We start from the raw sequence: 23,744 nt of genomic DNA, 5'->3' as shown, positions 1-23,744 counted from the left end.
TCGGCGTTGAACCAGATTCTGGCCGCGCTTCAGAGATTTGGGATCGGCCGCCTGGCCGCGATCCTGGGGATCGGCGCGGGCGTCGCCGCGGCGCTGTTCTTCGTCAGCTCGGGCCTCGGGCAGCCCAAGGCCCTGCTCTATTCCAACCTCGACCTGAAGGAAGCCGGCACGATCACCCAGGCGCTCGACCAGGGAAACATCAAGTACGAGGTCAAGGGCGACGGCTCGACAATCCTCGTGCCCCGCGACCAGGTGGCCTCGACCCGGTTGATGCTGTCGTCCAAGGGCCTGCCGACCGCGGCGTCGGTGGGCTACGAGATCTTCGACAACGCCAGCGCCATGGGCCAGACCGATTTCGTCCAGCAGCTGAACCGTCAGCGGGCGCTGGAAGGCGAGCTTGGCCGCACGATCCTCAGCCTGGACGGCATCACCGCCGCGCGGGTCCATCTGGTGCTTCCCAAGCGGCAGTTGTTCGAAGAAGAGGCCGACCAGCCCTCCGCGTCGGTGACAGTCGGCGTGGGCGGGCGCGAGCCCGGCCCCGACCAGGTCCGGGCCATGCAGAACCTGGTGGCCGGCGCGGTCCCCAACCTGAAGCCCGACCGGGTGACCGTGATCGACCAGCACGCCAAGACCCTGTCCGGCGGCGACACCGGCATCGCCGCCGAGGCCGACGGCCGCAAGAGCGAGGTGGAACAGCGCATCTCCAAACAGGTGAAGACCCTGGTCGAGGGCATCGTCGGCGCCGGCAAGGCCCGCGTCAACGTCACCGCCGACGTCGACCTGGCCCACGTCACCACCCAGAAGGAGAGCTTCGACCCGGACGGCCAAGTGGTTCGCTCGGAGACCACCACCGACGAGAATTCCAAGGAAGCCCAGGCCCAGTCCGGCCAGGCCTCGGCCGCGGCCAACATCCCGGGAGGCCAGGCGATCGGCGGCGCCGAGGGTGGAAACGCCAGCGGCAAGCAGGAATCCACCACCAACTATGAGATCACCAAGACCACAACCACCGAGGTGCGCGAGCCGGGGGCGATCAAGAAGATCGCCGTGGCGGTCGCCGTCGACGGCATGACGGCCCCGTCCACCCCCGGCGCCAAGGGCAAGCCCGGCAAGCCCGGCGCCTATACCGCCCGTTCCGCCGCGGAGATGGCCCAGATCGAGCAGCTGGTGCGAACCGCCGTCGGCTACGACCAGGCCCGCGGCGACCTCGTGACCGTGGTCAACGTCCGCTTCCCCACGGCGGAGGATCCCGACGGGGTCAACGCCGCCAGCCCGCTGATGGGCTTCGACAAGAACGACATCATGCGCGCCGCCGAGATCGGCGTGATGGCCATCGTGGCGATCCTGATGATGCTGTTCATCGTCCGCCCGCTGCTGCGCGGCGCCCTGAGCGGCGGCGGCGGGGCGGGCGGCGGCGGCCGCGCTGTCGCCCAGCTCACCATGAGCCCTGACGGGCAGCCGATGCAGATCGCCATCGATCCGGTGACCGGCCAGCAGATGGCGCTGCCCGCCCCGGGCTCGGCCGAGCTTGAGCAGAAGATCGACATCGCCCGCATCGAGGGTCAGGTCAAAGCAAGCTCGGTGAAACGGGTCTCGGAGTTCGTCGACAAGCACCCCGAGGAGTCGGTCTCGATCATCCGCAGCTGGCTGCATGAGTCCGCATGAACGCCCGGTCTCCCAAATCCAAGGGCATCTCGGACGCCTCCAAGCTGAGTGGGCCGGAGAAGGCCGCCGTGGTGCTGCTGGCGCTGGGCGAGGATCATTCGGGCGTCTGGAAACAGCTCGACGAAGAAGAGATCAAGGTCATCTCCCAGGCCATGGCCGGGCTGGGCCAGGTCACCTCCGGAGTGGTCGAGGACCTGCTGGTGGAATTCGTCTCCGGCATGGGCGGCGGCAATATCACCGGCTCGGTCGAGCTGACCCAGCGGCTGCTCGCCTCGATCATGCCCAGCGACAAGGTCGACAGCCTGATGGAGGACATCCGCGGTCCCGCGGGTCGCACCATGTGGGACAAGCTCGGCAATGTGAACGAGGCCGTGCTCGCCAACTATCTGAAGAACGAATATCCGCAGACGGTCGCCGTCGTGCTGTCCAAGATCAAGTCCGACCACGCCGCACGTGTGCTGACCTCGCTGCCCGAGGACTTCGCACTGGAATGCGTCACCCGCATGTTGCGCATGGAGCCGGTGCAGCGCGACATTCTCGACAAGATCGAGCAGACCCTGCGCACCGAATTCATGTCCAACCTGGCGCGCACCTCCAAGCGCGACAGCCATGAGATGATGGCTGACATCTTCAACGCCTTCGACCGCCAGACCGAGACCCGCTTCATCACCGCCCTGGAGGAGCGCAACCGCGAGGCGGCCGAGCGCATCCGCGCCCTGATGTTTGTCTTCGAGGATCTCTCCAAGCTGGATCCCGGCGGCGTCCAGACCCTGTTGCGGACGGTCGAGAAGGACCAGCTGGCGCTGGGCCTCAAGGGCGCCTCTGACGCCCTGCGCGAGATGTTCTTCTCCAACATGAGCGAGCGCGCCGCCAAGATCATGCGCGATGACATGGAAAGCATGGGTCCGGTGCGCCTGCGCGAGGTCGAGCAGGCGCAGATGGCCATGGTGCAGGTCGCCAAGGACCTGGCCAACAAGGGCGAGATCGTCCTGGTCGGGGCCGGCGGCGACGACGACGAGCTGGTCTACTGATGGCTCCCATTTCCAGCGCCCTGGCCCCACCGCAGGCCGCCGCCCACGAAAGGTTCGGCTTCGACACCGTGTTCGAGGCCACCGGCGAGATCGTTCCCGCCGCCCCGCGTCCAAGGCGCAACTTTAGCGCTGACGAGGTCGAGGCGATCCGCCGCGCCGCGTACGCCCAGGGCGAGGCCCAGGCGCTGGCCGGCGTCGCGCGGCGCCAGGCCGACGCCTTGGACGTCATCGCCCAGACCAGCCAGCAGGCGCTGTCCAGGCTGGCGGAGGTCGCCCATCTGCATCGGGTCGGGTCGGCGGACCTGTCGCTGGCTTGCGCGCGCGCCATCGCCGCGGCGGCGCTCGACGCCTTCCCCCAGGCCCCGGTGCGCGCCGCGCTGGAAGCCCTGGCCCGGGAGATCGAGGCCGCCCCGCGGCTGCTGGTGACCGCCGACGCCGAGCTGACGGCGGGCCTGCAAGGGGTGCTCGAAGAGACCGCCCAGCGCGTCGGCTATCCCGGGGCGATCATCGTGCGCGACGATCCGAGGCTGGCCCCCCACGCCTTCATCCTCGATTTCGGCGACGGCTCGGCGAGCTTCGATCCCCAGGCCGCCGCCGAGCGTGTCGCCCAGGCTCTGCAGGCGGCGCTGGCCGCCGAGGGCCTGCATGCCGAACCGCTGATTCCCGGGGCTGAGAAAGCCCCCACCGACGCTCAGAGCTCGGAAGGCTAGATCATGTCCGAAACGCCCGACCTTGAAACCCCCCACGCGCCCGAAGGGGGAGCCGCGTTGAAGCTCGACGAATTCGCCGCCGGCGAAGGTCCGCTGCCGGACGCGCCGAGCGAAGACGAGGCCAAGACCGCCACCGACCTGGCGACTGTCTTCGATGTGCCGGTGAACATCTCCGCCGTGCTCGGCCGCGCCAGTCTCTCTGTCGCCCAGCTTCTGCAACTGGGCCAGGGCAGCGTGCTCGAGCTCGACCGCAAGGTGGGCGAGGCGATCGACATCTATGTGAACAACCGCCTGGTGGCCCGCGGCGAGGTCGTCGTCGTCGATGAACGGCTCGGCGTCACCATGACTGAAATCATCAAGGACGGCGACGGCCAGGGCTGACGCCCGCCGTTCGAGGGAGACTATCGATGCGACTTCTGGTCGTCGGACAACTGAACGGACAGCTCTCAACCGCCGTGAAAATGGCGATGAGCGCCGGAGCCAAGGTGAGCCACGTCGAGACCATCGCGGCGGCCACCCATGCGCTCAGGGCCGGGCAAGGGGCTGACCTGATGATGGTCGACTACCAGCTCGATATCGCCGCCCTCATCGCCGCCAACGAGGCCGAACGGATCCGGGTGCCGGTGGTGGCCTGCGGCGTCGGGGCCGACGCGGCGGGCGCGGCCGGGGCGATCCGCGCCGGGGCCAAGGAATTCATTCCCCTGCCGCCGGACGCCCAGCTGATCGCCGCGGTGCTGGCCGCCGTCGCCGACGACAATCGCCCGATGGTGGTGCGGGATCCGGCGATGCAGGCGGTGATCGCCATGGCCGACCAGATCGCCCCGTCCGACGCCTCGATCCTGATTACCGGCGAAAGCGGCGTCGGCAAGGAGGTGATCGCCCGCTACGTGCACCAGAAGTCGCGCCGCGCCGGACGGCCGTTCATCTCGGTCAACTGCGCCGCCATCCCCGAGAACCTGCTGGAAAGCGAGCTGTTCGGTCACGAGAAGGGCGCGTTCACCGGCGCGGTGGCCCGCCGCATCGGCAAGTTCGAGGAGGCCAACGGCGGCACCCTGCTGCTCGACGAAATCAGCGAGATGGACGGACGCCTGCAGGCCAAGCTGCTGCGCGCGGTGCAGGAACGCGAGATCGATCGGGTCGGCGGCGCCAAGCCGGTGAAGATCGACATCCGCATCCTGGCCACCTCCAACCGCGACCTGGTCCAGGCCGTGAAGGACGGGACCTTCCGCGAGGACCTGCTCTATCGTCTCAATGTCGTGAACCTGCGCCTGCCGCCGCTGCGCGAACGGCCTGGCGACGTACTGGCCCTGGCCGAGTTCTTCGTCCGCAAGTACGCCGCCGCCAATGGCGCGCCGGAACGTCCGCTGTCGGCGGAGGCCCGCCGCCGCCTGGCCGGTCACCGCTGGCCCGGCAACGTCCGAGAGTTGGAAAACGCCATGCACCGCGCGGTGCTGCTGGCCTCCGGCGGCGAGATCGAGGAAGCCGCTATCCGCCTGCCCGACGGCCAGCCCTTCGCCGCGGCCGATCCGCACGCGCGCGCCGCCCAGGCCGCCTCCTTCGCCGCCGAGAGCGCCACGCGCGACTTCGTCGGCCAGACCGTCTCGGCCATGGAACAGCAGCTGATCCTCGACACCCTGGAGCACTGCCTGGGCAACCGCACCCACGCCGCCAACATCCTGGGCATCTCGATCCGCACGCTGCGCAACAAGCTCAAGGAATATACCGAGGCCGGCGTCCCGGTGCCGTTGCCGCAGGGGGCCGCGGCCAATGCGGCCTAGCGGCGCCTGACAGAGATGGCTGACGCTTCGCTTCCATCGCGTCTCGGACAGGCGCCCACCGCCCGCGAGATGCTGGGCTGGGTGGCGCGGGGCGAGGTGGGCCTGGCCGTCGGCGTGGTCGGCATCGTCGTCCTGCTGATCCTGCCGATCCCGGCCTTCCTGCTCGACATGCTGCTGGCGATTTCAATCACCAGCGCGGTGCTGATCCTGATGACCGCGGTGCTGATCAAGAAGCCGCTGGAGTTCACCGGCTTTCCCATGGTGCTCCTGGTCACCACCCTCTACCGGCTGTCGCTGAACATCGCCTCGACCCGGCTGATCCTCGGCCATGGCCACGAGGGGGTGCATGGCGCCGGCCACATCATCGAGGCGTTCGGCAAGCTGATGATGGGCGGCAGCTTCGTCATCGGCGTGATCGTCTTCGCCATCCTGGTGATCGTCAATTTCGTGGTCATCACCAAGGGTTCCGGCCGCATCGCCGAGGTGGCGGCCCGCTTCACCCTGGACTCCATGCCCGGCAAGCAGATGGCCATCGACGCCGACCTGTCGTCGGGCCTGATCGACGAGGCGGAGGCCAAGAAGCGCCGCAAGGAGCTGGAGCAGGAGTCCACCTTCTTCGGGGCCATGGACGGCGCGTCCAAGTTCGTGCGCGGCGACGCGGTGGCCGGGCTGATCATCGTCGCCATCAACATCATCGGCGGCATCCTGATCGGGGTGATCCAGCACAAACTCCCGCTCGGCCAGGCGGCCTCGACCTACACCATCATGACCATCGGCGACGGCCTGGTCGGCCAGATCCCGGCGCTGATCATCTCCATCGCCGCGGGCTTCCTGGTCTCCAAGTCCGGCGTCGAGGGGTCCGCCGACAAGGCGCTGGTCACCCAGCTGGCCATGAATCCGGTGGCGCTCGGCATGGTCTCCGCCGCCGCCGGGGTGATCGCCCTGATCCCCGGCATGCCGCTGGCGCCGTTCGCCGCGATTTCCATCGGCGCCGGGACCCTGGCCTGGCGCCGCTCGCAGAAAGCGCTGCAGCCGCCGCCGGTCGAGATCGCCCCCCTGGCGGACGATCAGGAAGAACCGATCGCCCAGACCCTGGCGATCGACGAGATCAAGATCGAGCTGGGCTATGGCCTGCTGGGCCTGATCAACGACCTGGAGGGCCGCCGGCTCACCGACCAGATCAAGGCGCTGCGCCGCACGCTGGCCGGCGACTTCGGCTTCGTCATGCCGTCGGTGCGCATCCTCGACAACATGCGCCTGCCCAGCCAGGGCTATTGCATCCGCATCAAGGAGATGGAGGCCGGCTCCGGCGAGGTGCGGCTGGGCAGCATGATGGCCATGGACCCGCGCGGGGGCCAGGTGGAGTTGCCCGGCGAACACGTCCGCGAGCCCGCGTTCGGCCTGCCCGCCACCTGGGTCGATGACAGCCTGCGCGAGGAGGCCACCTTCCGCGGCTACACCATCGTCGATCCGGCCACCGTGCTGACCACCCACCTGACCGAGATCCTCAAGGAGAACATGCCGGATCTGTTGTCCTATTCGGAGGTGCAGAAGCTCCTGAAGGACCTGCCGCCGGAGCAGAAGAAACTGGTCGATGACCTGATCCCGTCGGTGGTCAGCGCCACGACGATCCAGCGGGTGCTGCAGGCCCTGCTGCGCGAGCGGGTGTCGATCCGCGACCTGCCGGCGATCCTGGAGGGCATCGGCGAGGCGGCGCCCCACACCGCTTCCGTCAGCATGCTGGTCGAACAGGTGCGCAGCCGGCTGGCGCGCCAACTCTCGTTCGCCCATCGCGGTGACGATGGCGCCCTGCCGATCGTCACCCTGACGCCGGAATGGGAGAACGCCTTCGCCGAGGCCCTGGTGGGCCAGGGCGACGACCGGCAGCTGGCTCTGGCGCCGTCGCGGCTGCAGGACTTCGTGCAGGGCGTCCGCGAGACCTTCGAGCGCGCCGCCCTGGCCGGCGATACCCCGGTGCTGCTGACCAGCCCCGCCATCCGCCCCTATGTCCGCTCGATCATCGAACGCTTCCGCGGCCAGACCCCGGTGATGAGCCAGAACGAGGTCCACCCGCGCGCCCGCCTGAAGACCGTCGGCGCGATCTGAGCCCCGCCCCACGGTCAGGGCTCTGCGCCGTTGCAGGCGCCGGTCCGGGCTGATAGCGGTTCGGGATCGGGCGGCGAGACCCCCGCGAAAGCCCCTAGGAAACGGATGCGGCGACCTCTCAACAGACCGAACGGCCAGGGCTCCGCCGTCTTGTGGGACCTGCTCACCTTCGAACACCTGATGACCGGCCAGGTGATCCACCTGATCTATTGGGCCGGGCTGGCGCTGATCGCGCTGGGCGCCTTCGGCACCATTGGCGCCGCGGTGGGCGTGGCGATCCGCGACCCCTTCCCCTTCGGCCTGCTGCTGGCCATTCCGGTGGTGGTGGGGGGCTTCCTGGTGATGGGCGCACTGGTGCTGCTGTGGCGCTCGTTCTGTGAATTCTACGTGGCGATCTTCAAGATCAGCGAAGACCTGGGCGTCCTGCGCGCCGACATGGAAGCCGAGCGCAAACGGGTGGGCGGGCCCCAGTCGTAGGCCAACTGTCCTAGGCTGACCGGTCTTACGCCACGTTGGTGTTGCGGCGGGCGGCCTGCATGCCGACTTCGTCGAGCTCGGCGTTCTCGCGGCGGCGGATTTCCTTCGCCGCCACCACCCGCGCCGCCTCGACCACGTGTTCGTACTTCTTCTGCTCCTCGAACGCCTGGGAAAGCGCGTCGCGCGCGCCCAGTTCCTCGACCTCTATGGCGTCGATCTGTGCCCGCACGGCGGCCTTTCGCAGACGCAGGCCGGCGCCGTAGCCGACCAGATACCAGGCCGCCGCGGCGTCCTCCCGCGCGCGCAGCGCCTCCGCCTCACCCTCCGCGTGCAACAGCGCCAGCCGCATCCGGGCGTCGGCCAGGCGGCCGGCGATCTCGGCCAGCCGGGTCTGGCGGGTCTCCACCTCATAGGTGGCCAGCTTGACGAGGGACTGCGACCAGCTCATGCGGCGCTCGCCAGTATGCCGTCGAGCCGCTCGAAGCTGGCCTCGAGGCTGGTGACCTCGTCCTTGTCCTGGGCCAGGAACGCCTCCAGGTCGGGATTGAGCAGGATCGCCCGGTCGACCTGTGGGTCGGCGCCTGAACGATAGGCGCCGATGCGGATCAGCTCCTCCATGTTGGCGTAGGCCGACAGCGCCTGGCGCGCGGATTTCACGATCTCCCGCTCGAGCGGGCCGTGACAGCCTGGCATGGTCCTGCTGATGGACTTGAGGACGTTTATCGCTGGAAAGCGCCCCCGCTCGGCGATGGCCCGCTCCATGACGATGTGGCCGTCGAGAATGCCGCGCACGGCGTCGGCGATCGGCTCGTTGTGGTCGTCGCCGTCCACCAGCACCGTGAAGATGCCGGTGATCGGACCCGCCTTGGTGCCGTCCGGCCGGATCGGACCGGGGCCGGCGCGTTCCAGGAGCTTCGGCAATTCGGTAAAGACGGTCGGCGTATAGCCCTTGGTGGTCGGCGGCTCGCCGGCGGCCAGGCCGATCTCGCGCTGGGCCATGGCGAAGCGGGTCACCGAGTCCATCAGGCACAGGACCTCCATATCCTGGTCGCGCAGGAATTCCGCGATGGCCATGGTCATGTAGGCGGCCTGCCGGCGTTTCAGCGCCGGTTCGTCGGAGGTGGCGACCACGACGATGGCGCGCTTCAGCCCCTCCTCGCCCAGGGTCTCCTCGATGAACTCGCGGACCTCGCGGCCCCGCTCCCCGATCAGGCCGACCACGACGGCGTCGCAGTCGGCGTTCTTGGCCAGCATCGACAGCAGCACCGACTTGCCGACACCCGAGCCGGCGAACACGCCCAGGCGCTGGCCGCGGCAGCAGGTGGCGAAGACGTTCATCGCCCGCACCCCCAGGTCCAGCCGCTCTCCGACACGGGCCCGGGCATGGGCCGAGGGCGGGGCGGCGCGCAGCGGATAGGCCGCCGCGCCCTGGGGCAGCGGACCCTTGCCGTCGATCGGCTGCCCGAAGGCGTCGACCACCCGGCCCAGCCAGGCCCGCGTCGGGCGCACCGCCGAACCCAGCGGCTCGATGCGGATCTCCGCGCCGGGCGCGACCCCCTCCACCGGACCGAACGGCATCAACAGCGCACGGGTGTCGCGGAAGCCGACCACCTCGGCCGACAGCGGCTTTTCGCCATAACGCACGATCTCGGCGCGAGCCCCCACCGCCAGACGGGTCAGTCCGCCGCGCGCCTCAATCAGGAGGCCGTTCACGGCGGCCACGCGGCCGGCCACGGTCAAGGGATCGAGCCGTTCGATCGCGGCTGTCAGGCTCTTCACAAACGCACCCCCGAAATCAGGGCGACAGAGTCTCGCGCGCGGCCTTAAGGGGGGGTGAAGATTGCGGCGAAGTCAGGGGTTCGGCGGCGGTGCTTGCGGGTCGCGGCGCGCATCCCTTTCGCGCCCCTTGTCCAATCACGAAAGATTCAACGCCCTCGGGACTCCCCATGGGTCTGGCAGCGCTTGAGTCGGATTCCGAAATCAGACTAACGATTCTCCCGAGCCGGCCACGATCCATTAACCAGTCTTAAATTAACTGACCGGCAAGTTAACTGATAGCGCAGGCGGATTTCGACAATTCGCGGGACCTGCCGGGACGCACGGGGAGACGTTGATGCGCGTACTGTTGATCGAAGACGATAGCGCAACGGCGCAAAGCATCGAACTGATGCTCAAGTCCGAAGGCTTCAATGTCTATACGACCGACCTGGGTGAAGAGGGCGTCGATCTGGGCAAGATCTACGACTACGACCTGATCCTGCTGGACCTCAACCTTCCGGACATGAGCGGCATGGACGTGCTGCGCACCCTTAGGGTCGGCAAGATCAACACCCCGATCATGATCCTCTCCGGCTCGGCCGAAATCGACACCAAGGTGAAGACCTTCTCCGGCGGCGCCGACGACTACATGACCAAGCCGTTCCACAAGGACGAGCTGGTCGCCCGCATCCACGCCGTGGTCCGCCGCTCCAAGGGCCATGCCCAGTCGGTGATCCGGACCGGCGAGATCCTCGTCAACCTGGACGCCAAGACCGTCGAGGTCGGCGGCCTGCGCGTGCACCTGACCGGCAAGGAATATCAGATGCTGGAGCTGCTCTCGCTGCGCAAGGGCACGACGCTGACCAAGGAAATGTTCCTCAACCACCTCTATGGGGGCATGGACGAGCCGGAACTGAAGATCATCGACGTGTTCATCTGCAAGCTGCGCAAGAAGCTGGCCGCCGCCGCCGACGGCAAGCACCACATCGAAACCGTCTGGGGTCGCGGCTATGTGCTGCGCGATCCGCAGGAAGCCGTGGCCTCGGTCGCCGCCTAAGGCCTTCCCGCTCCAATCCGACCCGAGACGCCCGCCCTCACCGGCGGGCGTTTTCGTTTGCCGGGCCAGGGTTTTGGCTCGGCGCGCGACGCCTCGGTGAGACACCCATGGGACGACTGCTGGCGCTGATCGGCGCCCTGATCGCGGCCGGGCTGATCGCCTGGGCTGGAGAGCAGACGCCGCGGCCGGCCCGCGCCGACGCTGCCGCCGCCGCCTTTTCCGCCGATCGGGCGATGGCAGACATCGTCGGCGTCGCCTCGGTTCCCCATCCCGTGGGCTCGGCCGCCAACCGGGCGTCCCGTGACTATCTGCTGCGGCGCATGGCCGAGCTGGGTCTTTCCCCGCGGATCCATCCCGGCGCCGGCGTCGAGCAGCCGAGATTCGCCACGAACCTTCTCGTCGGCGGCTATGTGGAGAACGTGGTGGGCGTGTTGGCCGGCCGCGACCGGACCCTGCCGGCGATGGTCCTGATGGCGCACTACGACAGCGTGCCCGGCTCGACCGGCGCCTCGGACGACGCCGCCGGCGTTGCCTCGGCGCTGGAAATCGTCCGCGCGATCAAGGCCAAGGGGGTCCCAGCCCGCGACGTGATCGTGCTGATCACCGACGGCGAGGAGGCGGGGCTGCTGGGCGCCGACGCCTTCTTTGCCCGCGACCCGATGGCCGCGCGCGTGGGCTTCGTGTTCAACATGGAGGCCCGCGGCTCGGCCGGCCGGGTGCAGATGTTCCAGACCGGCGCGGGCAACGGCGGCGCGGTGCGGTTGATGGCGGCGACGGCGAAGCGGCCGGTCGCCACCTCGCTCACCGGCTTCATCTACGCGAGAATGCCCAACGACACGGACTTCACGGTATCCCGGCGGGCCCGCGCGCCCGGCCTGAACTACGCCTTCATCGGCCGCCAGTTCGACTACCACGCGCCGTCTTCGACACCGGCCACCCAGGATCGCGGGACCCTGCAGGACATGGGCGATCAGGTGCTGGGGCCGGCGATGGCCGTCGCCTTCTCAGCCACCCTGCCGCCGGCCACGTCGGACCTGGTCTATGGCCAGATCCCAGGCGGCCTGACGCTGGCCTATCCGCCGTGGCTGGGCTGGGGGATCCTGGTCCTGGCGGCGCTGATGATCGCGGCGGGCGCCGGGCGGGCGCGTCAGCTGGAACGGTTCCCCTGGCTCGATCTCGCCGGAGGCGCCGGGGCCGCCATGTTCGCGGCGATCACCGCCGCGGTGGTCCTTCACGCCGCGCGCAAGGCGACCGGAGCGGCCTCGGGTTTCTTGGAGCAACGCTTCCTGCTGGCGCAGGCGCCGCGATGGGAGGTGGCGCTCTTCCTCCTGGGGGTCGGGGTCCTGCTGTTCAGCGCCGCGGAACTCTCGAGAGGCCGACGCCGAGTGATCCTGCTGCCCCTGGGGGCCAGCCTTGTAAGCTGCCTGATCGGCGGCCTTGACCAGATCGCGCTTGTCGAAGGCGCGGCCGCAGCGCTGGTCGGCCTGGCGGCCTATGGCCGACCGGTCAGCCGGCCCGGCGGATGGACCGGGGTGCTGCTGCTGGGTCTGGCGATGGGCGTCGTCGCTCAGTTTCTGGCCCCGGTGGCCGCGTTCGTGATCGCCTGGCCGCTGGCGCTGGCGGGCCTCGCCGCGATGGCGACCGCCGCGGCGAGCGCGCGAAAGACCGGCGCGATCCTGGCCCTCGCGCTCGTCGCGACGCTGGGCCTCAGTCTGGCGGCCACCTTGGCCCACGGCGCCTACATCAGCCTGGATCTGCCGGAGCTCCTGTGTCTGCCGCTGCTGATGGCCGCGTTGGTCGTCTGGCCGCTGGCCCAGACCGAGGAGGGCGCCCCACCCGCTCGGCTGTTGGGGCCCGCCCTGATCCTCGCGGGCCTGGCGGTCACCCTGACGGTGCGATTCAACAATCCCTACGACGCGCGCCACCCGCGGATCGCGCACGTGACCTACCGGATCGACCAGGACGCCCACAAGGCCTGGCGGGTCAGTGGCGCCGCGGACCGGCCGCCCTGGGCCGAGGCGGTGCTGAAGACCGGTGGGGCCACGATCGGCAGGATCAAGGGCCGGCGCGGCGGCGAAGTGGACGCGGCCCCCGCGCCCTACCTCGACCTCCCCGGGACCGATCTGACCCTGACGAAGGGCGCCGACGGCCAACTGCGGCTGCACGTCCAGCCCCCGCTCGGCGTCCGGGTCGTGGACCTGACGCTGGGGATCGACACCCCCGGCGCGATCACCGCCATGGGCGGCGTGCCCGTTCGCCTGTCGATGAGGCCGGGCGCTGCGACCCAGCTGAGCTGGGCGGCCGCCCAGCCGGGCTTCGACGTGGTCATCCGCCCCGATGGGCCGGGCACGCTCAGCGTCACCTCCACCGCCACGCAGGAGCACTGGCCGATCGGCGCGCCGCCGCTGCCGCCGCGCCCGAAGGATGTGATGGCCTTCGACCTCTCGGATTCCACCCTTGTCACCGGCACGCGTCGCTTCACCTGGTGAGTCGGGTCGCGCCGGACTCGACCGGTTTGGCGGCCGGCTAGGCCGTCGAGACGTCACTCGCCTGTGACGCGCGTCACAGCCCCGTTTCATCCCGCCGCTAGGCTGCGGTCTTCGGGTTCGCGTGGAGGGAATGGCGATGGACGAGCGGGCAATCTATCGCGCCGTGGGACGGCGCCTGCGCCAGCGGCGGCGGTTTCTCGACCTTACGCTGGAGGATATCGCGCGCGCCTGTTCCGTGAGCTTCCAGCAGATTCAGAAGTACGAGAGCGGGACCAGCGCCATCTCGGTCGCAAAGCTGGTCGTGCTCGCCGACGCCCTGCAGGTTCCGGCCAGCTTCTTCGTTGAGAACCTGAATTTCGAGAGCCGGCCTCGCACCGACGCGGAGGTCGAGTCCTTCCGCGCGAACGCCGCCTGAGTCCCGGCGAAGCAGCGGGCTTGGCGCGTGGGCGCGGGTTGGATATGCCGGCGCCCATGAGCGACGTGACGATCTACCACAACCCGGCTTGCGGAACTTCGCGCAACACCCTGGCCCTGCTGCGCGACAGGGGCGTGGAGCCGACCGTCGTCGAATACCTCAAGGTCGGCTGGAGCAGGGCCCAGCTGGAGCAGCTGCTGGCCCGCCTGGGCGTTCCGGCCCGCGATATCCTGCGGGTGCGCGGAACGGCGGCGGTGGACCTCGGGCTCACCGATCCTGCCGCCCCGCAAGCCAGGCTGATCGCGGCGATGATCGCCGATCCGGTGCTGGTCGAGCGACCGATCGTGGTCACCCCCAAGGGCGCGGCGCTGTGCCGGCCCGCCGAGCGGGTGCTGTCGCTGCTCTAGCCGCGCTTGGCCCTTGTCAGGCGTCGAACACGATTACGGAGCGGGCGACCGCGCCGGTCTTCATCTCGGTGAAGGCGTCGTTGACGTCGGCCAGCTTGATGCGGCGCGAGATCATGTCGTCGAGCTTCAGCTTGCCGGCCATGTAGAAATCCACCAGCCGCGGCATGTCCACCGGGAAGCGGTTGGAGCCCATCAGCGAGCCCTGGATGCGCTTCTCGCCGAGGAAGGCCGCCCCCATCAGGGTGATGGTCTGGCCTACCGGGATCATGCCGATCACATTGGCCGTGCCGCCGCGGCGCAGCATGTTGAACGCCTGCTCGGCGGTCTTGGAAAGCCCGATGGCCTCGAAGGAGTGCTGGACGCCGCCCTTGGTCATCTCGAGCACTTCCTTGACCACGTCGGTTTCACCGGCGGCGATGAAGTCGGTGGCCCCGAACGACTTGGCCATGTTCGCCTTGCCGGGCGACATGTCGATAGCGATGATCCGGCTGGCGCCGGCCAGCGCCGCACCGTTGATCGCCGCCAGGCCAACCCCGCCGCAACCGATCACCGCGACGGTGTCGCCGGGGCGGACGTTGGAGGTGTGGAACACCGCGCCGACACCGGTCATCACCCCGCAGCCGATCAGGGCGGCGCGATCCAGCGGCATGTCCTTGCGGATCGCCACACAGGCGTGCTCGTGGATCAGCATCTGCTCGGCGAAGGACGACAGGTTCAGGTACTGCATCATCGGCCCCTTGGCCGAACTCAGCCGCGGCTCATCCTCCGGGCCGCGCTTGGTCTCCGGCGAGACGCACAGGCTCATGTGCCCGGTCAGGCAGGATTCGCAGTGGCCGCAGAAGGCCGAGAGGCAGGTGATCACATGGTCGCCCGGCTTCACAGTGCGGACCTCGGAGCCGACCTGCTCGACGACGCCGGCGCTCTCGTGGCCCAGCACCGCCGGCAGCGGGTGCGGATAGGAGCCTTCGATGAAGTGCAGGTCGGAGTGGCAGACGCCGGCCGCGGCGGTGCGGATCAGCACCTCGTGCGGGCCGGGCTTGTTGATCTGCACGTCTTCGATCTGAAGCGGCGTGCGCACTTCGCGCAGGACGGCGGCCTTCATGGCGATTCCCCTTAACCGGAGCCCGCTGGCCGGGCCTTCGATGCAAAGCCTTATCGCCGATCAGCTGGGCCGGCCAAGGGCTTTCGCCGCGCGAGGGTTCAAAACCTGTCGCGGGCGCGCAAACCTATCGACAGGCGCAGCCCTTCGCCGCAAGACAGGAGCCGATGGACGAGACGCCGAAGCCCCGCCGGGTCTGGGAAGTGTTCCAGGCCTTCCTGGTTCAGGGCCTGACCGCTTTCGGCGGACCCGTGGCGCATCTCGGCTACTTCCGGCGCGAGTTCGTCGAGCGTCGCGGCTGGCTCTCCGAGGCCGCCTTCGCGGACCTCCTGGCGCTGGCCCAGTTTCTGCCGGGCCCCGCCTCCAGCCAGCTCGGCATGGCCATCGGGCTGCGACGCGCGGGCTTCGTGGGCCTGCTGGCCGCCTGGCTCGGCTTCACCCTGCCGGCGGGCGCGGCGATGATCGGCCTTGCCTATGTGGCGCCCCAGCTCACCGCCGTCTGGGGAAGCGGGTTCCTGCATGGCCTGCAGATCGCCGCGGCCGCCGTGGTGCTGCAGGCGCTGATCGGCATGGCGCGCGCGCTGGCGGTCGGGCCGATCCGGGCCGGCATCGCCCTGGGCGCGGCAAGCGGCCTGCTGATCGCGCATGGACCGGTGGCCCAGATCCTGGCCTTGGGCGCCGGCGGCCTGTTCGGGCTCTTGATGCTGCGCGAGCCGCCATCCGTCCCCGACGCCCACCGAGCCCCGGAAGATGCGGCGACCCGCGATGTTCCCGTCGCCGTGCCGATGATCGCCCTTGGGGCGTTCGTGCTGTTGCTGGGTCTCGCGCCGTTCCTGGCCGGCCTGCTGGACAGTCCGATGCTGGGCCTGGCCAGCGTTTTCTATCGCACCGGCGCCCTGGTGTTCGGCGGCGACCATGTGGTGCTGCCGCTGCTGCAGGGCGAAATCGTCAGCCGGGGCTGGCTCGACCAGCAGAGCTTCCTGGCGGGCTATGGCGCGGTCCAGGCCCTGCCTGGCCCGCTGTTCAGCTTCGCCGGCTTCGTGGGCGCCGCTCAGACGGTGGCCCCCGGCGGATGGCGCGGCGGCCTGACGGCGCTGGGCGCGATCTCCCTGCCCAGCCTGCTGCTGGTGGCCGGCGTCCTGCCGTTCTGGGACCGGTTGAAGACCCTGGCCGGGGCGCGCGCCGTCCTGGCTGGCGTCAACGCCGTGGTGGTCGGCGTGCTGGCGGCGGCGCTGTGGAACCCGATGCTGTCGACGGCGATGCAGCGGCCCGGCGACTGGGCGCTGGCGGCGGGCGCCTTTGTCTTCCTGTTCGTCGCCGGCCTGCCGCCATGGATCGTGGTGGTCGGCCTAGGCCTCCTGACCGGCGTGTTCACGCCGTGAGCCGAACCTAGGCGCCCGACGCTTGCCCCAGGAACCTGGGCAGGCTGAGCCTGGGCAGCCGGGGCCAGGCAAACCGCCAGGGCGCGCGGGTCGGGATGCAGGTTTCCAGCGCCGCCAGCAAAGCCTCCGCCGGACCGTCGTTGAGAAAATGGTTGGCGCCCGCCGTGCGGATGAAGCGGATCGGCCTGCGCGTCACGGTCTCGGCCGCCAGCCGCTCGGCGACCTCGATCGGCGCGAAGTCGTCGCGGTCGCCGTGGATCATATGGATCGGGATATTCAGCCTGCCGAGCGCGCGGCGGGCATAGGCCAACTGCGGCCGCTGGCCCGAACATTCGACCACCGCGTGGCGCAGGTCGCGCGGCAGGACCTTCAAGGCCCGCGATCCCACATCCAGCAGCCAGCGCGCCGTGGGTCCGGTGTCGGCGAAGAACCCCGACAGCAGCACCAGGCTGGTCACCCGGCCCGGCTGCGCCTCGGCCATCAGCGAGGCGATCGCCGCGCCATAGCTCTGGCCGACCAGCATCACCTTCTGTCCGCGCGCCGCGGCCAGCAGGGGCGCGAGGGCCTCGGCCTGGGTGCGGATGTCGTGGACCGGATCCCGCGGCTCCGAGGCGCCGTAGCCCGGCCGGTCGACGACGATCATCTCGCGGTCCGCCGGCAGGGCGGCCAGGGTCTCGGCCCAGTATTCCGCCCATGAGGGCGCGCCGGTGATCACCACGATCTTCCAGGCCGCCGGCCGTGCGCGTGGCGTCTCCAGCGCCGAGATCCGCCAGCCGTGCCCTCCGCCGGCGGTGAAGGTCGTGCGGCGCACCACCGTGTCGGGATAGTCGGCCGAGGTGGGCGCATGTTCGGTGCGGCCGCGCGCGGCGCTCTCGAACGAGGCCCAGCCCATCGCCAGCAACCCTTTCGGCCTCTTGCGCGCCATCAACACGGCCTCCTGCGATCACATCTACAGCTGAGGTCGCTAACGCGCCGTTCAAGGCGCGGTTCTGTCCCTATTGGCCGCGAGACGATTTGATCGTCCGCCTGTGGCTTCGGGGTCGCTCAGCCCGCTTGCTCGTCATCGCCACCCCCTGCTCGTCATCGCCCGGCTGGTCCGGGCGACCCATGGTCTCCGTGGTGAAGGAATGAGCGCGGCGCCGCCGACGGACTCCGGCTTGCAGGCACGGCGATCATGGCTGGCCCGGACAAGCCGGGCCATGACAAGCAAGAGGGGCGATGACGAGCAGAGGGTGGCTTTGACGATCAGGAGGAGATCGCCGCGCTTTCCTTCGCCAGCGCCTCGCGCAGCTCGCGCTTCAACACCTTGCCGGTCGGGCCGATCGGCAGGGTCTCGACGATGCGCACTTCATCCGGGGTCCACCACCTGGCGACGCGCGCGGCGACCTGGGCCTTGAGGTCTTCCGGGTCCGCCGTCTGGCCGGGGCGCAGGGTGACCAGCAGCAGCGGCCGTTCATCCCACTTGGGGTGCGGCACGCCGACGGCGGCGGCCATGGCCACGGCGGGGTGCGAACAGACCGCCTCCTCCAGGTCGAGCGTCGAGATCCATTCGCCGCCGGACTTGATCACGTCCTTGGCCCGGTCGGTGAGCCGCAGGTAGCCGGCCTCGTCGATCGTGGCGATGTCGCCGGTGTCGAACCAGCCGTCGTCGCCGAAGACCTCTGAGCCGTCATGCTTGAAATAGGCCGAGGCGACCCAGGGGCCGCGCACCTGCAAAGCCCCCGCCGTGGTCCCGTCGCGCGGGGCGATCTCGCCGTGGTCGTCGAGGATCCGCAGGTCGACGCCCCACAGGCCCCGGCCCTGCTTCAGCTTGCGCTTGAGAGTGGCCGCCGCGTCCTCGCCGGCGTGTTCCGGCAGCGGCGTGTTGATGACGCCGAGCGGAGACGTCTCGGTCATCCCCCAGATCTGCCGCACCTGGCCGCCCAGCCGGTCCTCGATCCGGCTGACCAGGGCCGCGGTCGGCGCCGAGCCCCCCACCGCGATGGTCCTCACCGAGGTCAGTCGCCCGCCGGTGGCGTCCAGGTGATCGGCCACGCCGACCCAGATGGTCGGCACGCCCAGCAGGAAGGTGACGCCCTCGCTCTCGATCAGTTCGGCGATGCTGGCGCCGTCCAGCGCGCGGCCCGGCAGCACCAGGCTGGCCCCCACCAAGGGCGCCGCATAGGGCGTGCACCAGGCGTTGGCGTGGTACATCTGGGCGCACGGCATCACCACGTCGCGGGCCGAGAAGTTGAAGGCGTCGGGCAGCGCCAGGGCCATGGCGTGCAGCACCGTCGAGCGGTGGCCGTAGAGCACCCCCTTGGGATGGCCCGTGGTGCCGGAGGTGTAGCAAAGCCCGGACGCCTGCCGCTCGTCCAGCGCCGGCCAGTCGAAGTCCGGCGAATTGGCCCCGATCAGCTCTTCGTAGACCAGGGCGTCGGCCGGCGCGTCGTCTGGCAGATGCGCGCGATCGGTCATCGCCACCCGCGTGCGGACCGTCGGCATCCGGGGGGCCAGCTCGGCCACCTGGCCGGCGAAGCTGATGTCGAAGAACAGCACGCTGTCCTCGGCGTGATTGGCGACCCAGACGATCTGGTCAGGATGCAGCCGCGGATTGATGGTGTGCAGGATCGCGCCGATCCCGGTGACCGCGAAATAGAGCTCGAAATGGCGGTGCGTCGACCAGGCCAGCGTGGCCACCCGGTCGCCCGGCTTCACCCCCAGGGCCACCAGCGCATTGGCCATCCGCTTGGTGCGGGCGAGCGCGTCGGCATAGCCATAGCGATGGATCGGCCCCTCGACGGTGCGGTCCGCCACCGGGCGGTCCGGATGGTACTGGGCGGCGTATTCCAGGATCGACGGCAGCAGCAGCGGCCGGTCCATCATCAGCGCCAGCATGCGGCGGTTGCTCCATGTGAGGTGTCGCGGGCAGGTTAGGGGGGTCGCAGGGCGGCGTCGAGGCGGCGAAGACGGTTGTTGAGTTTCGTCCACGAACACCGCTTGGCGCCAACGCGGCGTCTCTGGTTGGCGCGGCGAATGCGCAGATCGAAGCGCTGAAGGCCAAGGGAACGATAGCGGAAATGGAGCGCGGGCAATGAGCGACCTTCTCGATACGGCCCATGACATGGCCAAAGACCTGCGCGCGGTGGGTGCGATGGACGCCATCACGATGCGGATGATGGATGAACTGTGCCTGCCGCCGAAGCGCAGCTTCACCGCCGCTGATGTCCGGCGCATCCGGCGCGGGACGCGGATGAGTCAGCCGATCTTTGCGGTGATGGTGGGTGTGGGCGCGAGCACGGTCGCCCAGTGGGAGCAGGGCCTCAAGAAACCAGGCGGCGCTTCGGCCCGGCGGCTCGACGTGATCGATCGCAAGGGGATTGCGGCGATTGCTTGATCCAGTTGCGGGGGAGGTAAGGCGCCCCCCTAGTCGCTCCCGCCCTTCGCCGGGGCGCCGGCGCGGTCGCGCTCGGCGTTGCGGGCGCCGGCGAGGATGCCGGGCAGGGCGTAGTTGCCTTCGTTGCAGGCGTATTCGTAGATCACGCCGCGCATCGGGGCGAACTCGTACTCGCCGCCCCAGGGCCGGTCCCAGGAGGTCGGCGCGCTGACCGTGAAGGCATAGCGCAGCCGGTCCTTGGCGGTGCGGGTCAGGCGCTCGGTGATCGTCAGGTCCTTCCAGGCGCCCTGGAAGGCCTGTTTCTGCGGGATGTGGTTGGTCTCGATGACCAGGGTGTCGCCCTCCCACCAGCCGATGGAGTCGCCGAACCAAGGGCGCATGTCGTCGGCCCGGTGCCGGGAATTCAGCCGCACGATCCGCGTGTCGTGGACCATCTCCACCTGGATGGCGATGGCGTCCCTGGTCTGCACGATGTTGTAGTCGTTGTTGTAGAAGCCGTTGGGCAGCATCGGCGGGCCGACGTTGCCGCCGAACATGATGCAGCGCTCGCTGAGCGGCCGGTTCTCCGGATTGTCGTAGGAGCCCAGGGGGTCGCGGCTGCCCTCGCCGCCGCCGCTGTAATAGCCGGCCGCGCTCGCCCCGGCGGTCTTGCGCGGCGGGACGTGGCCGTCCCTGGTGGTGAGCAGCGAGGTGCGCGGCTGGCCGGCCACCCGCCACACCGTGTGGGCGGGATCGAGCCAGGCGCGGGTGTAGCCGCCGACAACGCCGCCGGCCGCCAGGAACGACGGCTTGAGCTCCAGCCCGTTGGGGGCGTTGACCGGCGCATCGGGGTCCGTGCGCTTGTTGCCCACGTCGACCTGGTGGGCCTCGTCGGCTTCCAGCAGCCTGGTCTCCGCCGGCGTGAAGGCCGGCCGGTCGCCGAGTTTGCTGTCGCGCTGCATCGGGGTCAGCGTCGCGTTGGACCAGTAGCCGCCGATGTCAGGCTGACCCGAGGCGGTGCGCGGCGCCTTGTAGGGCGCCTGGCCCGACGCCGCGAACGGGGCCAGGGCGGCGATCGCCAAGGCGGGGATGGCCAGGGCGGCGATAGCGGTGATCTTCATCCTGATGCGTCCCAAGACCTGGCCGGGCCGGTCAGCGGGCCCCTCTGCGACGACAGGTTGCCCCCTCGATCGGCATTCGCAAAGCCTCCTGTCTCACCAAGGGGAATTCGCGTCCCGCGCCACCGTCATCATGTAGTTCACCGCCGCGTCGTGGCTCTGGGACCAGCGGCCGCTGAGCGGATCGAAGACCACGCCGTAGGGGCCGTCGACGACCACCTGGGCGTCGGCCAGGAAGCCGCGGAGCTCCTCGGGCTTGAGGAACTTGCTCCAGTCATGGGTGCCGGCGGGCAGCCAGCGCAGGACGTATTCGGCGCCCACCTTGGCGAGCGCGAAGGCCTTCAGCGTGCGGTTGAGCGTGGCGACGATCATCAGGCCCTCCGGCTTAGACGTAGGGGGCCCGAGCATGGCGGCGCAGTCGCGCAGAAAGGCGCCCGGATCGGCCACATGCTCGATCACCTCCATGTTGAGGATCACGTCGAAGGTCTCGCCGGCCGCCAGCAACGCCTCAGCCGTCGAGCAGCGGTAGTCGATGGCCAGCCCCTGCTCGGCGGCGTGGGCGGCCGCTGTGCCGATGTTGCGCTCCGAGGCGTCGACGCCGACGACGGTGAAGCCCAGCCGGGTCATCGGCTCGCTGAGCAGCCCGCCGCCGCAGCCGATGTCCAGCAGCCGCAGCCCCTCGAACGGCCGCCGCGCCGCGCCGTCGCGGCCGAAGCGGTAGAGCGCCTGGTCCCGGATGAAGCCCAGCCTGACCGGATTGAATTTGTGCAGCGGGGCGAACTTGCCCTTTGGGTCCCACCATTCCGCTGCGATCTTCGAGAACCGGGCGACCTCGGCGGGGTCTATGGAGGACTTGTGGCCCGGCTGGTCGGCGACGCTCATGATCTCACCTTATCAGCACGACTTCGACGCCGACGTCCAGGTCCGCCCAGGCGCGGTCGGCGGTGAGGACGGGTAGGCCAAGGTGCTCGGCCAGGGCCAGGCAGGCGCGGTCGCCGAGCGACAGGCCGCTGGCCCGCGTGACGCGGCGCAACAGTCCGGTGCGCAGCGCGAGCGCCGCATCGAAGGCGACCAGGTCGCACGGAAGCCCCGAAAGCACGCCGGCCACCAGGTCATCCGACCATTCATCGTTGAGGCGCTGGGCGACTTCGGCCAGGTTGACCGTTGATAGTTTCCCCCCGTTCAAGCGCGGCTCGACGGTCGCGGCGCCGGCCTCGCCGTGAATCGCGGCGAGCACAGCCGAGGCGTCGAGGACAACTTTAGTCATCCCGCGCCACTTCCGCACGACGGTCGGCTAGCAGTTCGGCAACCAGGTCACGCTTCGGATCGATGCCGATCTGGCGGACCATAGCGCGGACGCGGTCCCAGGCCGCCGCATTGCTGAACAGATGGACGCCGTCATCCTGAACCTCGGCGATGACCACCGAACCCGGCTTGGCCTGTAGCGCCATCAATAGGTCGGGCGGCAGGCGCACCATGCCGCCGGGCTCGACGGCGAGCCGATGGCCGGCCGCGAACAGGCGGCTCGGCTCCTCAACGCCCGAGCCGGCGTCCAGCACAGCCGGCGCCGACTGTGCCGCCACCCTGTCCGCCTCCAGCACATTGCGGACGTGCTGATAGCGCTTTCCCAGCAGCCGGGCGATGTCGGCGCGCGGGTGACCGGCGGCGGCCAGAGCGCGGATCTTGTCCGAAACGCTGAGGTTCGATCCCACCACCGCGGCGACGTTGCTGTCGTCCATGTCTGATCTCCGGGTTGATAGGTAGTTAGATAGGCTGGTCGCCTTTGCGGTCAAGGCCGTTGTGCCGCCCCTGCCCCGCCGTTAGAAGGTCGCCCTCTTGATGCGGGGGGTTCGGCGCCAAGTGTCCCGGCTGGTGATGAAATTCGGCGGCACGTCGGTGGCCGACCTGGAGCGCATCCGCCGCGTCGCGCGGCTGGTGAACGCCGAGGTGCAAGCCGGGCACAGCGTCGCCGTGGTCGTCTCGGCCATGTCCGGCAAGACCAATGAGCTGGTGGCCTGGACCGACGGCTCCGGCGCCGCGGCGCAGGGACTTTCGCCCTCCGACGACGAATACGACGTGGTGGTGGCCTCCGGCGAACAGGTCACGGCGGGGCTGCTGGCCATGGCGCTGCGCAACATCGGCGTACCGGCGCGTTCGTGGCTGGGCTGGCAGATCCCGATCATCGCCGACGACGCCCACGGCCGCGCCCGGATCGACGAGGTGGCGCCCGACAAGCTGGCCGCGGCGATGGACGCCGGCGAGGTGGCGGTGATCGCGGGCTTCCAGGGCGTCACCCGCGACGGGCGCATCGCCACCCTGGGCCGGGGCGGCTCCGACACCAGCGCCGTGGCCATCGCCGCCGCCGTCAAGGCCATCCGCTGCGACATCTATACCGACGTGGACGGGGTCTACACCACCGACCCGCGCATCGAATCCAAGGCGCGGCGGCTGTCGAAGATCTCCTACGAGGAGATGCTGGAGATGGCCTCGCTGGGCGCCAAGGTGCTGCAGACCCGGTCGGTCGAGCTGGCCATGGCCCAGGGCGTTCCGGTCCGCGTGCTGTCCAGTTTTGTCGAGCCCGGCGACGACACCGCCAATGCGGGCACCATCGTCTGTGACGAGGAAGAGATCATGGAAAAGCGCATCGTGAGCGGCGTGGCCTACAGCCGCGACGAGGCCAAGATCAGCCTGTTCGGCCTGCCGGACCATCCGGGCGTCTCCTCGGAGATCTTCGGCCGGCTGGCCGACGCCAACGTCAATGTGGACATGATCGTCCAGAGCCACGCCCGCACCGCCGACACCGCCAACATGGAATTCACCGTCGGCAAGCGCGACGCCGCGCGCACCGTCGAGATCGTCCGCGCCGCGCAGAAGGAGATCGGCTTCGACGACGTGGCGGT

The 23,744-nt window shown here is 69.6% G+C and carries 22 protein-coding genes and 1 pseudogene; 14 read left to right on the top strand and 9 right to left on the bottom strand.

Annotated elements, in window-relative coordinates; all coding sequences use genetic code 11:
• Positions 1-6 precede the first annotated feature (6 nt).
• From fliF to RMN86_RS09030, 7 genes are all read left to right on the top strand, one after another.
• Complete coding sequence (fliF, locus tag RMN86_RS09060; RefSeq protein ID WP_309605513.1) at positions 7-1,662, top strand: flagellar basal-body MS-ring/collar protein FliF; 1,656 nt, start codon at positions 7-9, stop codon at positions 1,660-1,662.
• On the top strand, positions 1,659-2,693 hold the full coding sequence (gene fliG, locus RMN86_RS09055) for a flagellar motor switch protein FliG (protein ID WP_309605512.1): 1,035 nt from the start codon (positions 1,659-1,661) through the stop codon (positions 2,691-2,693). The genes fliF and fliG overlap by 4 nt, the downstream gene beginning before the upstream one ends.
• Complete coding sequence (locus RMN86_RS09050; RefSeq protein WP_309605511.1) at positions 2,693-3,403, top strand: flagellar assembly protein FliH; 711 nt, start codon at positions 2,693-2,695, stop codon at positions 3,401-3,403. The genes fliG and RMN86_RS09050 overlap by 1 nt, the downstream gene beginning before the upstream one ends.
• Before the next feature lie 3 nt (positions 3,404-3,406).
• A complete protein-coding gene (fliN, locus tag RMN86_RS09045; RefSeq protein WP_309605510.1) occupies positions 3,407-3,784 on the top strand; it encodes a flagellar motor switch protein FliN in 378 nt (125 codons plus the stop codon).
• A gap of 26 nt (positions 3,785-3,810) precedes the next feature.
• Entirely contained in the window at positions 3,811-5,181 is a 1,371-nt protein-coding gene (locus tag RMN86_RS09040) for a sigma-54 dependent transcriptional regulator (protein WP_309605509.1), read from the top strand.
• A 15-nt stretch (positions 5,182-5,196) separates the two neighbouring features.
• The gene (flhA, locus tag RMN86_RS09035) at positions 5,197-7,287 is read left to right on the top strand and encodes a flagellar biosynthesis protein FlhA (protein ID WP_309605508.1); all 2,091 of its coding nucleotides are present in this window, start codon (positions 5,197-5,199) and stop codon (positions 7,285-7,287) included.
• A gap of 105 nt (positions 7,288-7,392) precedes the next feature.
• Positions 7,393-7,764: a DUF4282 domain-containing protein gene (locus RMN86_RS09030; RefSeq protein ID WP_309605507.1), complete on the top strand. Its 372-nt coding sequence runs from the start codon at positions 7,393-7,395 to the stop codon at positions 7,762-7,764.
• Between the two features lie 25 nt (positions 7,765-7,789).
• Here RMN86_RS09030 and RMN86_RS09025 read toward each other — a convergent pair whose 3' ends face one another.
• Both RMN86_RS09025 and fliI read right to left on the bottom strand, forming a co-directional pair.
• Positions 7,790-8,212, bottom strand: a complete 423-nt coding sequence (locus tag RMN86_RS09025) for a flagellar export protein FliJ (protein ID WP_309605506.1) — start codon at positions 8,210-8,212, stop codon at positions 7,790-7,792.
• On the bottom strand, positions 8,209-9,543 hold the full coding sequence (gene fliI / locus RMN86_RS09020) for a flagellar protein export ATPase FliI (protein WP_309605505.1): 1,335 nt from the start codon (positions 9,541-9,543) through the stop codon (positions 8,209-8,211). Before fliI ends, RMN86_RS09025 begins: the two co-directional genes overlap by 4 nt.
• A 334-nt stretch (positions 9,544-9,877) precedes the next feature.
• On the opposite strand from fliI, the gene ctrA reads away from it, so the two are divergent.
• The 4 genes from ctrA to arsC all read left to right on the top strand — a co-directional run bounded on the left by ctrA (position 9,878) and on the right by arsC (position 13,890).
• The gene (ctrA, locus tag RMN86_RS09015) at positions 9,878-10,579 is read left to right on the top strand and encodes a response regulator transcription factor CtrA (RefSeq protein ID WP_309605504.1); all 702 of its coding nucleotides are present in this window, start codon (positions 9,878-9,880) and stop codon (positions 10,577-10,579) included.
• 107 nt (positions 10,580-10,686) lie between these two features.
• Positions 10,687-13,068: a M20/M25/M40 family metallo-hydrolase gene (locus RMN86_RS09010; protein ID WP_309605503.1), complete on the top strand. Its 2,382-nt coding sequence runs from the start codon at positions 10,687-10,689 to the stop codon at positions 13,066-13,068.
• Between the two features lie 136 nt (positions 13,069-13,204).
• Entirely contained in the window at positions 13,205-13,483 is a 279-nt protein-coding gene (locus RMN86_RS09005; protein ID WP_309605502.1) for a helix-turn-helix transcriptional regulator, read from the top strand.
• A gap of 56 nt (positions 13,484-13,539) precedes the next feature.
• The gene (gene arsC, locus RMN86_RS09000; RefSeq protein WP_309605501.1) at positions 13,540-13,890 is read left to right on the top strand and encodes an arsenate reductase (glutaredoxin); all 351 of its coding nucleotides are present in this window, start codon (positions 13,540-13,542) and stop codon (positions 13,888-13,890) included.
• A 16-nt stretch (positions 13,891-13,906) separates the two neighbouring features.
• Here the strand turns inward: arsC and RMN86_RS08995 are convergent, their stop codons facing one another.
• A complete protein-coding gene (locus RMN86_RS08995; protein WP_309605500.1) occupies positions 13,907-14,992 on the bottom strand; it encodes a Zn-dependent alcohol dehydrogenase in 1,086 nt (361 codons plus the stop codon).
• A 164-nt stretch (positions 14,993-15,156) separates the two neighbouring features.
• On the opposite strand from RMN86_RS08995, the gene chrA reads away from it, so the two are divergent.
• Positions 15,157-16,371 (top strand): chromate efflux transporter, encoded by a 1,215-nt coding sequence (chrA, locus tag RMN86_RS08990; protein WP_309605499.1) that lies wholly within the window; start codon positions 15,157-15,159, stop codon positions 16,369-16,371.
• A 7-nt stretch (positions 16,372-16,378) separates the two neighbouring features.
• On the opposite strand, the gene RMN86_RS08985 is transcribed toward chrA, so the two are convergent.
• Both RMN86_RS08985 and RMN86_RS08980 read right to left on the bottom strand, forming a co-directional pair.
• Positions 16,379-17,296 (bottom strand): alpha/beta hydrolase, encoded by a 918-nt coding sequence (locus RMN86_RS08985; protein ID WP_309605498.1) that lies wholly within the window; start codon positions 17,294-17,296, stop codon positions 16,379-16,381.
• Positions 17,297-17,616: 320 nt separating this feature from the next.
• The gene (locus RMN86_RS08980) at positions 17,617-19,248 is read right to left on the bottom strand and encodes a long-chain fatty acid--CoA ligase (RefSeq protein WP_309605497.1); all 1,632 of its coding nucleotides are present in this window, start codon (positions 19,246-19,248) and stop codon (positions 17,617-17,619) included.
• Between the two features lie 196 nt (positions 19,249-19,444).
• On the opposite strand from RMN86_RS08980, the gene RMN86_RS08975 reads away from it, so the two are divergent.
• The gene (locus RMN86_RS08975; RefSeq protein ID WP_309605496.1) at positions 19,445-19,747 is read left to right on the top strand and encodes a transcriptional regulator; all 303 of its coding nucleotides are present in this window, start codon (positions 19,445-19,447) and stop codon (positions 19,745-19,747) included.
• A gap of 29 nt (positions 19,748-19,776) precedes the next feature.
• Here RMN86_RS08975 and RMN86_RS08970 read toward each other — a convergent pair whose 3' ends face one another.
• The 4 genes and pseudogenes from RMN86_RS08970 to RMN86_RS18145 form a co-directional block, all read right to left on the bottom strand.
• Positions 19,777-20,847, bottom strand: a complete 1,071-nt coding sequence (locus RMN86_RS08970) for a hypothetical protein (RefSeq protein WP_309605495.1) — start codon at positions 20,845-20,847, stop codon at positions 19,777-19,779.
• A gap of 93 nt (positions 20,848-20,940) precedes the next feature.
• On the bottom strand, positions 20,941-21,726 hold the full coding sequence (gene ubiG, locus RMN86_RS08965) for a bifunctional 2-polyprenyl-6-hydroxyphenol methylase/3-demethylubiquinol 3-O-methyltransferase UbiG (protein WP_309605494.1): 786 nt from the start codon (positions 21,724-21,726) through the stop codon (positions 20,941-20,943).
• A gap of 4 nt (positions 21,727-21,730) precedes the next feature.
• Complete coding sequence (locus RMN86_RS08960; protein WP_309605493.1) at positions 21,731-22,111, bottom strand: type II toxin-antitoxin system VapC family toxin; 381 nt, start codon at positions 22,109-22,111, stop codon at positions 21,731-21,733.
• Positions 22,112-22,436: 325 nt separating this feature from the next.
• A pseudogene (locus tag RMN86_RS18145) lies at positions 22,437-22,583 on the bottom strand (AbrB/MazE/SpoVT family DNA-binding domain-containing protein); the annotation flags it as partial.
• A gap of 121 nt (positions 22,584-22,704) precedes the next feature.
• Between RMN86_RS18145 and RMN86_RS08950 the strand changes: the two are divergent.
• Positions 22,705-23,744, top strand: a 1,040-nt coding sequence (locus RMN86_RS08950; RefSeq protein ID WP_309605491.1) for an aspartate kinase, incomplete at its 3' end; no start/stop codon positions are given.

This window comes from Phenylobacterium sp., from assembly GCF_031360265.1.
Lineage (GTDB): Bacteria > Pseudomonadota > Alphaproteobacteria > Caulobacterales > Caulobacteraceae > Phenylobacterium.
The sequence above is the reverse complement of the archived record's forward strand: the minus strand, read 5'-3'. Positions and strand labels throughout refer to the sequence as shown.

What these genes read in the sequence shown, in the direction of transcription:
- fliG (WP_309605512.1), top strand. Translation starts at nt 1,659, where the DNA reads ATGAACGCCCGGTCTCCCAAATCCAAGGGCATCTCGGACGCCTCCAAG.
- RMN86_RS09050 (WP_309605511.1), top strand. Translation starts at nt 2,693, where the DNA reads ATGGCTCCCATTTCCAGCGCCCTGGCCCCACCGCAGGCCGCCGCCCAC.
- fliN (WP_309605510.1), top strand. Translation starts at nt 3,407, where the DNA reads ATGTCCGAAACGCCCGACCTTGAAACCCCCCACGCGCCCGAAGGGGGA.
- RMN86_RS09040 (WP_309605509.1), top strand. Translation starts at nt 3,811, where the DNA reads ATGCGACTTCTGGTCGTCGGACAACTGAACGGACAGCTCTCAACCGCC.
- flhA (WP_309605508.1), top strand. Translation starts at nt 5,197, where the DNA reads ATGGCTGACGCTTCGCTTCCATCGCGTCTCGGACAGGCGCCCACCGCC.
- RMN86_RS09030 (WP_309605507.1), top strand. Translation starts at nt 7,393, where the DNA reads ATGCGGCGACCTCTCAACAGACCGAACGGCCAGGGCTCCGCCGTCTTG.
- RMN86_RS09025 (WP_309605506.1), bottom strand. Translation starts at nt 8,212, where the DNA reads ATGAGCTGGTCGCAGTCCCTCGTCAAGCTGGCCACCTATGAGGTGGAG.
- ctrA (WP_309605504.1), top strand. Translation starts at nt 9,878, where the DNA reads ATGCGCGTACTGTTGATCGAAGACGATAGCGCAACGGCGCAAAGCATC.
- RMN86_RS09010 (WP_309605503.1), top strand. Translation starts at nt 10,687, where the DNA reads ATGGGACGACTGCTGGCGCTGATCGGCGCCCTGATCGCGGCCGGGCTG.
- RMN86_RS09005 (WP_309605502.1), top strand. Translation starts at nt 13,205, where the DNA reads ATGGACGAGCGGGCAATCTATCGCGCCGTGGGACGGCGCCTGCGCCAG.
- arsC (WP_309605501.1), top strand. Translation starts at nt 13,540, where the DNA reads ATGAGCGACGTGACGATCTACCACAACCCGGCTTGCGGAACTTCGCGC.
- RMN86_RS08995 (WP_309605500.1), bottom strand. Translation starts at nt 14,992, where the DNA reads ATGAAGGCCGCCGTCCTGCGCGAAGTGCGCACGCCGCTTCAGATCGAA.
- chrA (WP_309605499.1), top strand. Translation starts at nt 15,157, where the DNA reads ATGGACGAGACGCCGAAGCCCCGCCGGGTCTGGGAAGTGTTCCAGGCC.
- RMN86_RS08985 (WP_309605498.1), bottom strand. Translation starts at nt 17,296, where the DNA reads ATGGCGCGCAAGAGGCCGAAAGGGTTGCTGGCGATGGGCTGGGCCTCG.
- RMN86_RS08980 (WP_309605497.1), bottom strand. Translation starts at nt 19,248, where the DNA reads ATGCTGGCGCTGATGATGGACCGGCCGCTGCTGCTGCCGTCGATCCTG.
- RMN86_RS08975 (WP_309605496.1), top strand. Translation starts at nt 19,445, where the DNA reads ATGAGCGACCTTCTCGATACGGCCCATGACATGGCCAAAGACCTGCGC.
- RMN86_RS08970 (WP_309605495.1), bottom strand. Translation starts at nt 20,847, where the DNA reads ATGAAGATCACCGCTATCGCCGCCCTGGCCATCCCCGCCTTGGCGATC.
- ubiG (WP_309605494.1), bottom strand. Translation starts at nt 21,726, where the DNA reads ATGAGCGTCGCCGACCAGCCGGGCCACAAGTCCTCCATAGACCCCGCC.
- RMN86_RS08960 (WP_309605493.1), bottom strand. Translation starts at nt 22,111, where the DNA reads ATGACTAAAGTTGTCCTCGACGCCTCGGCTGTGCTCGCCGCGATTCAC.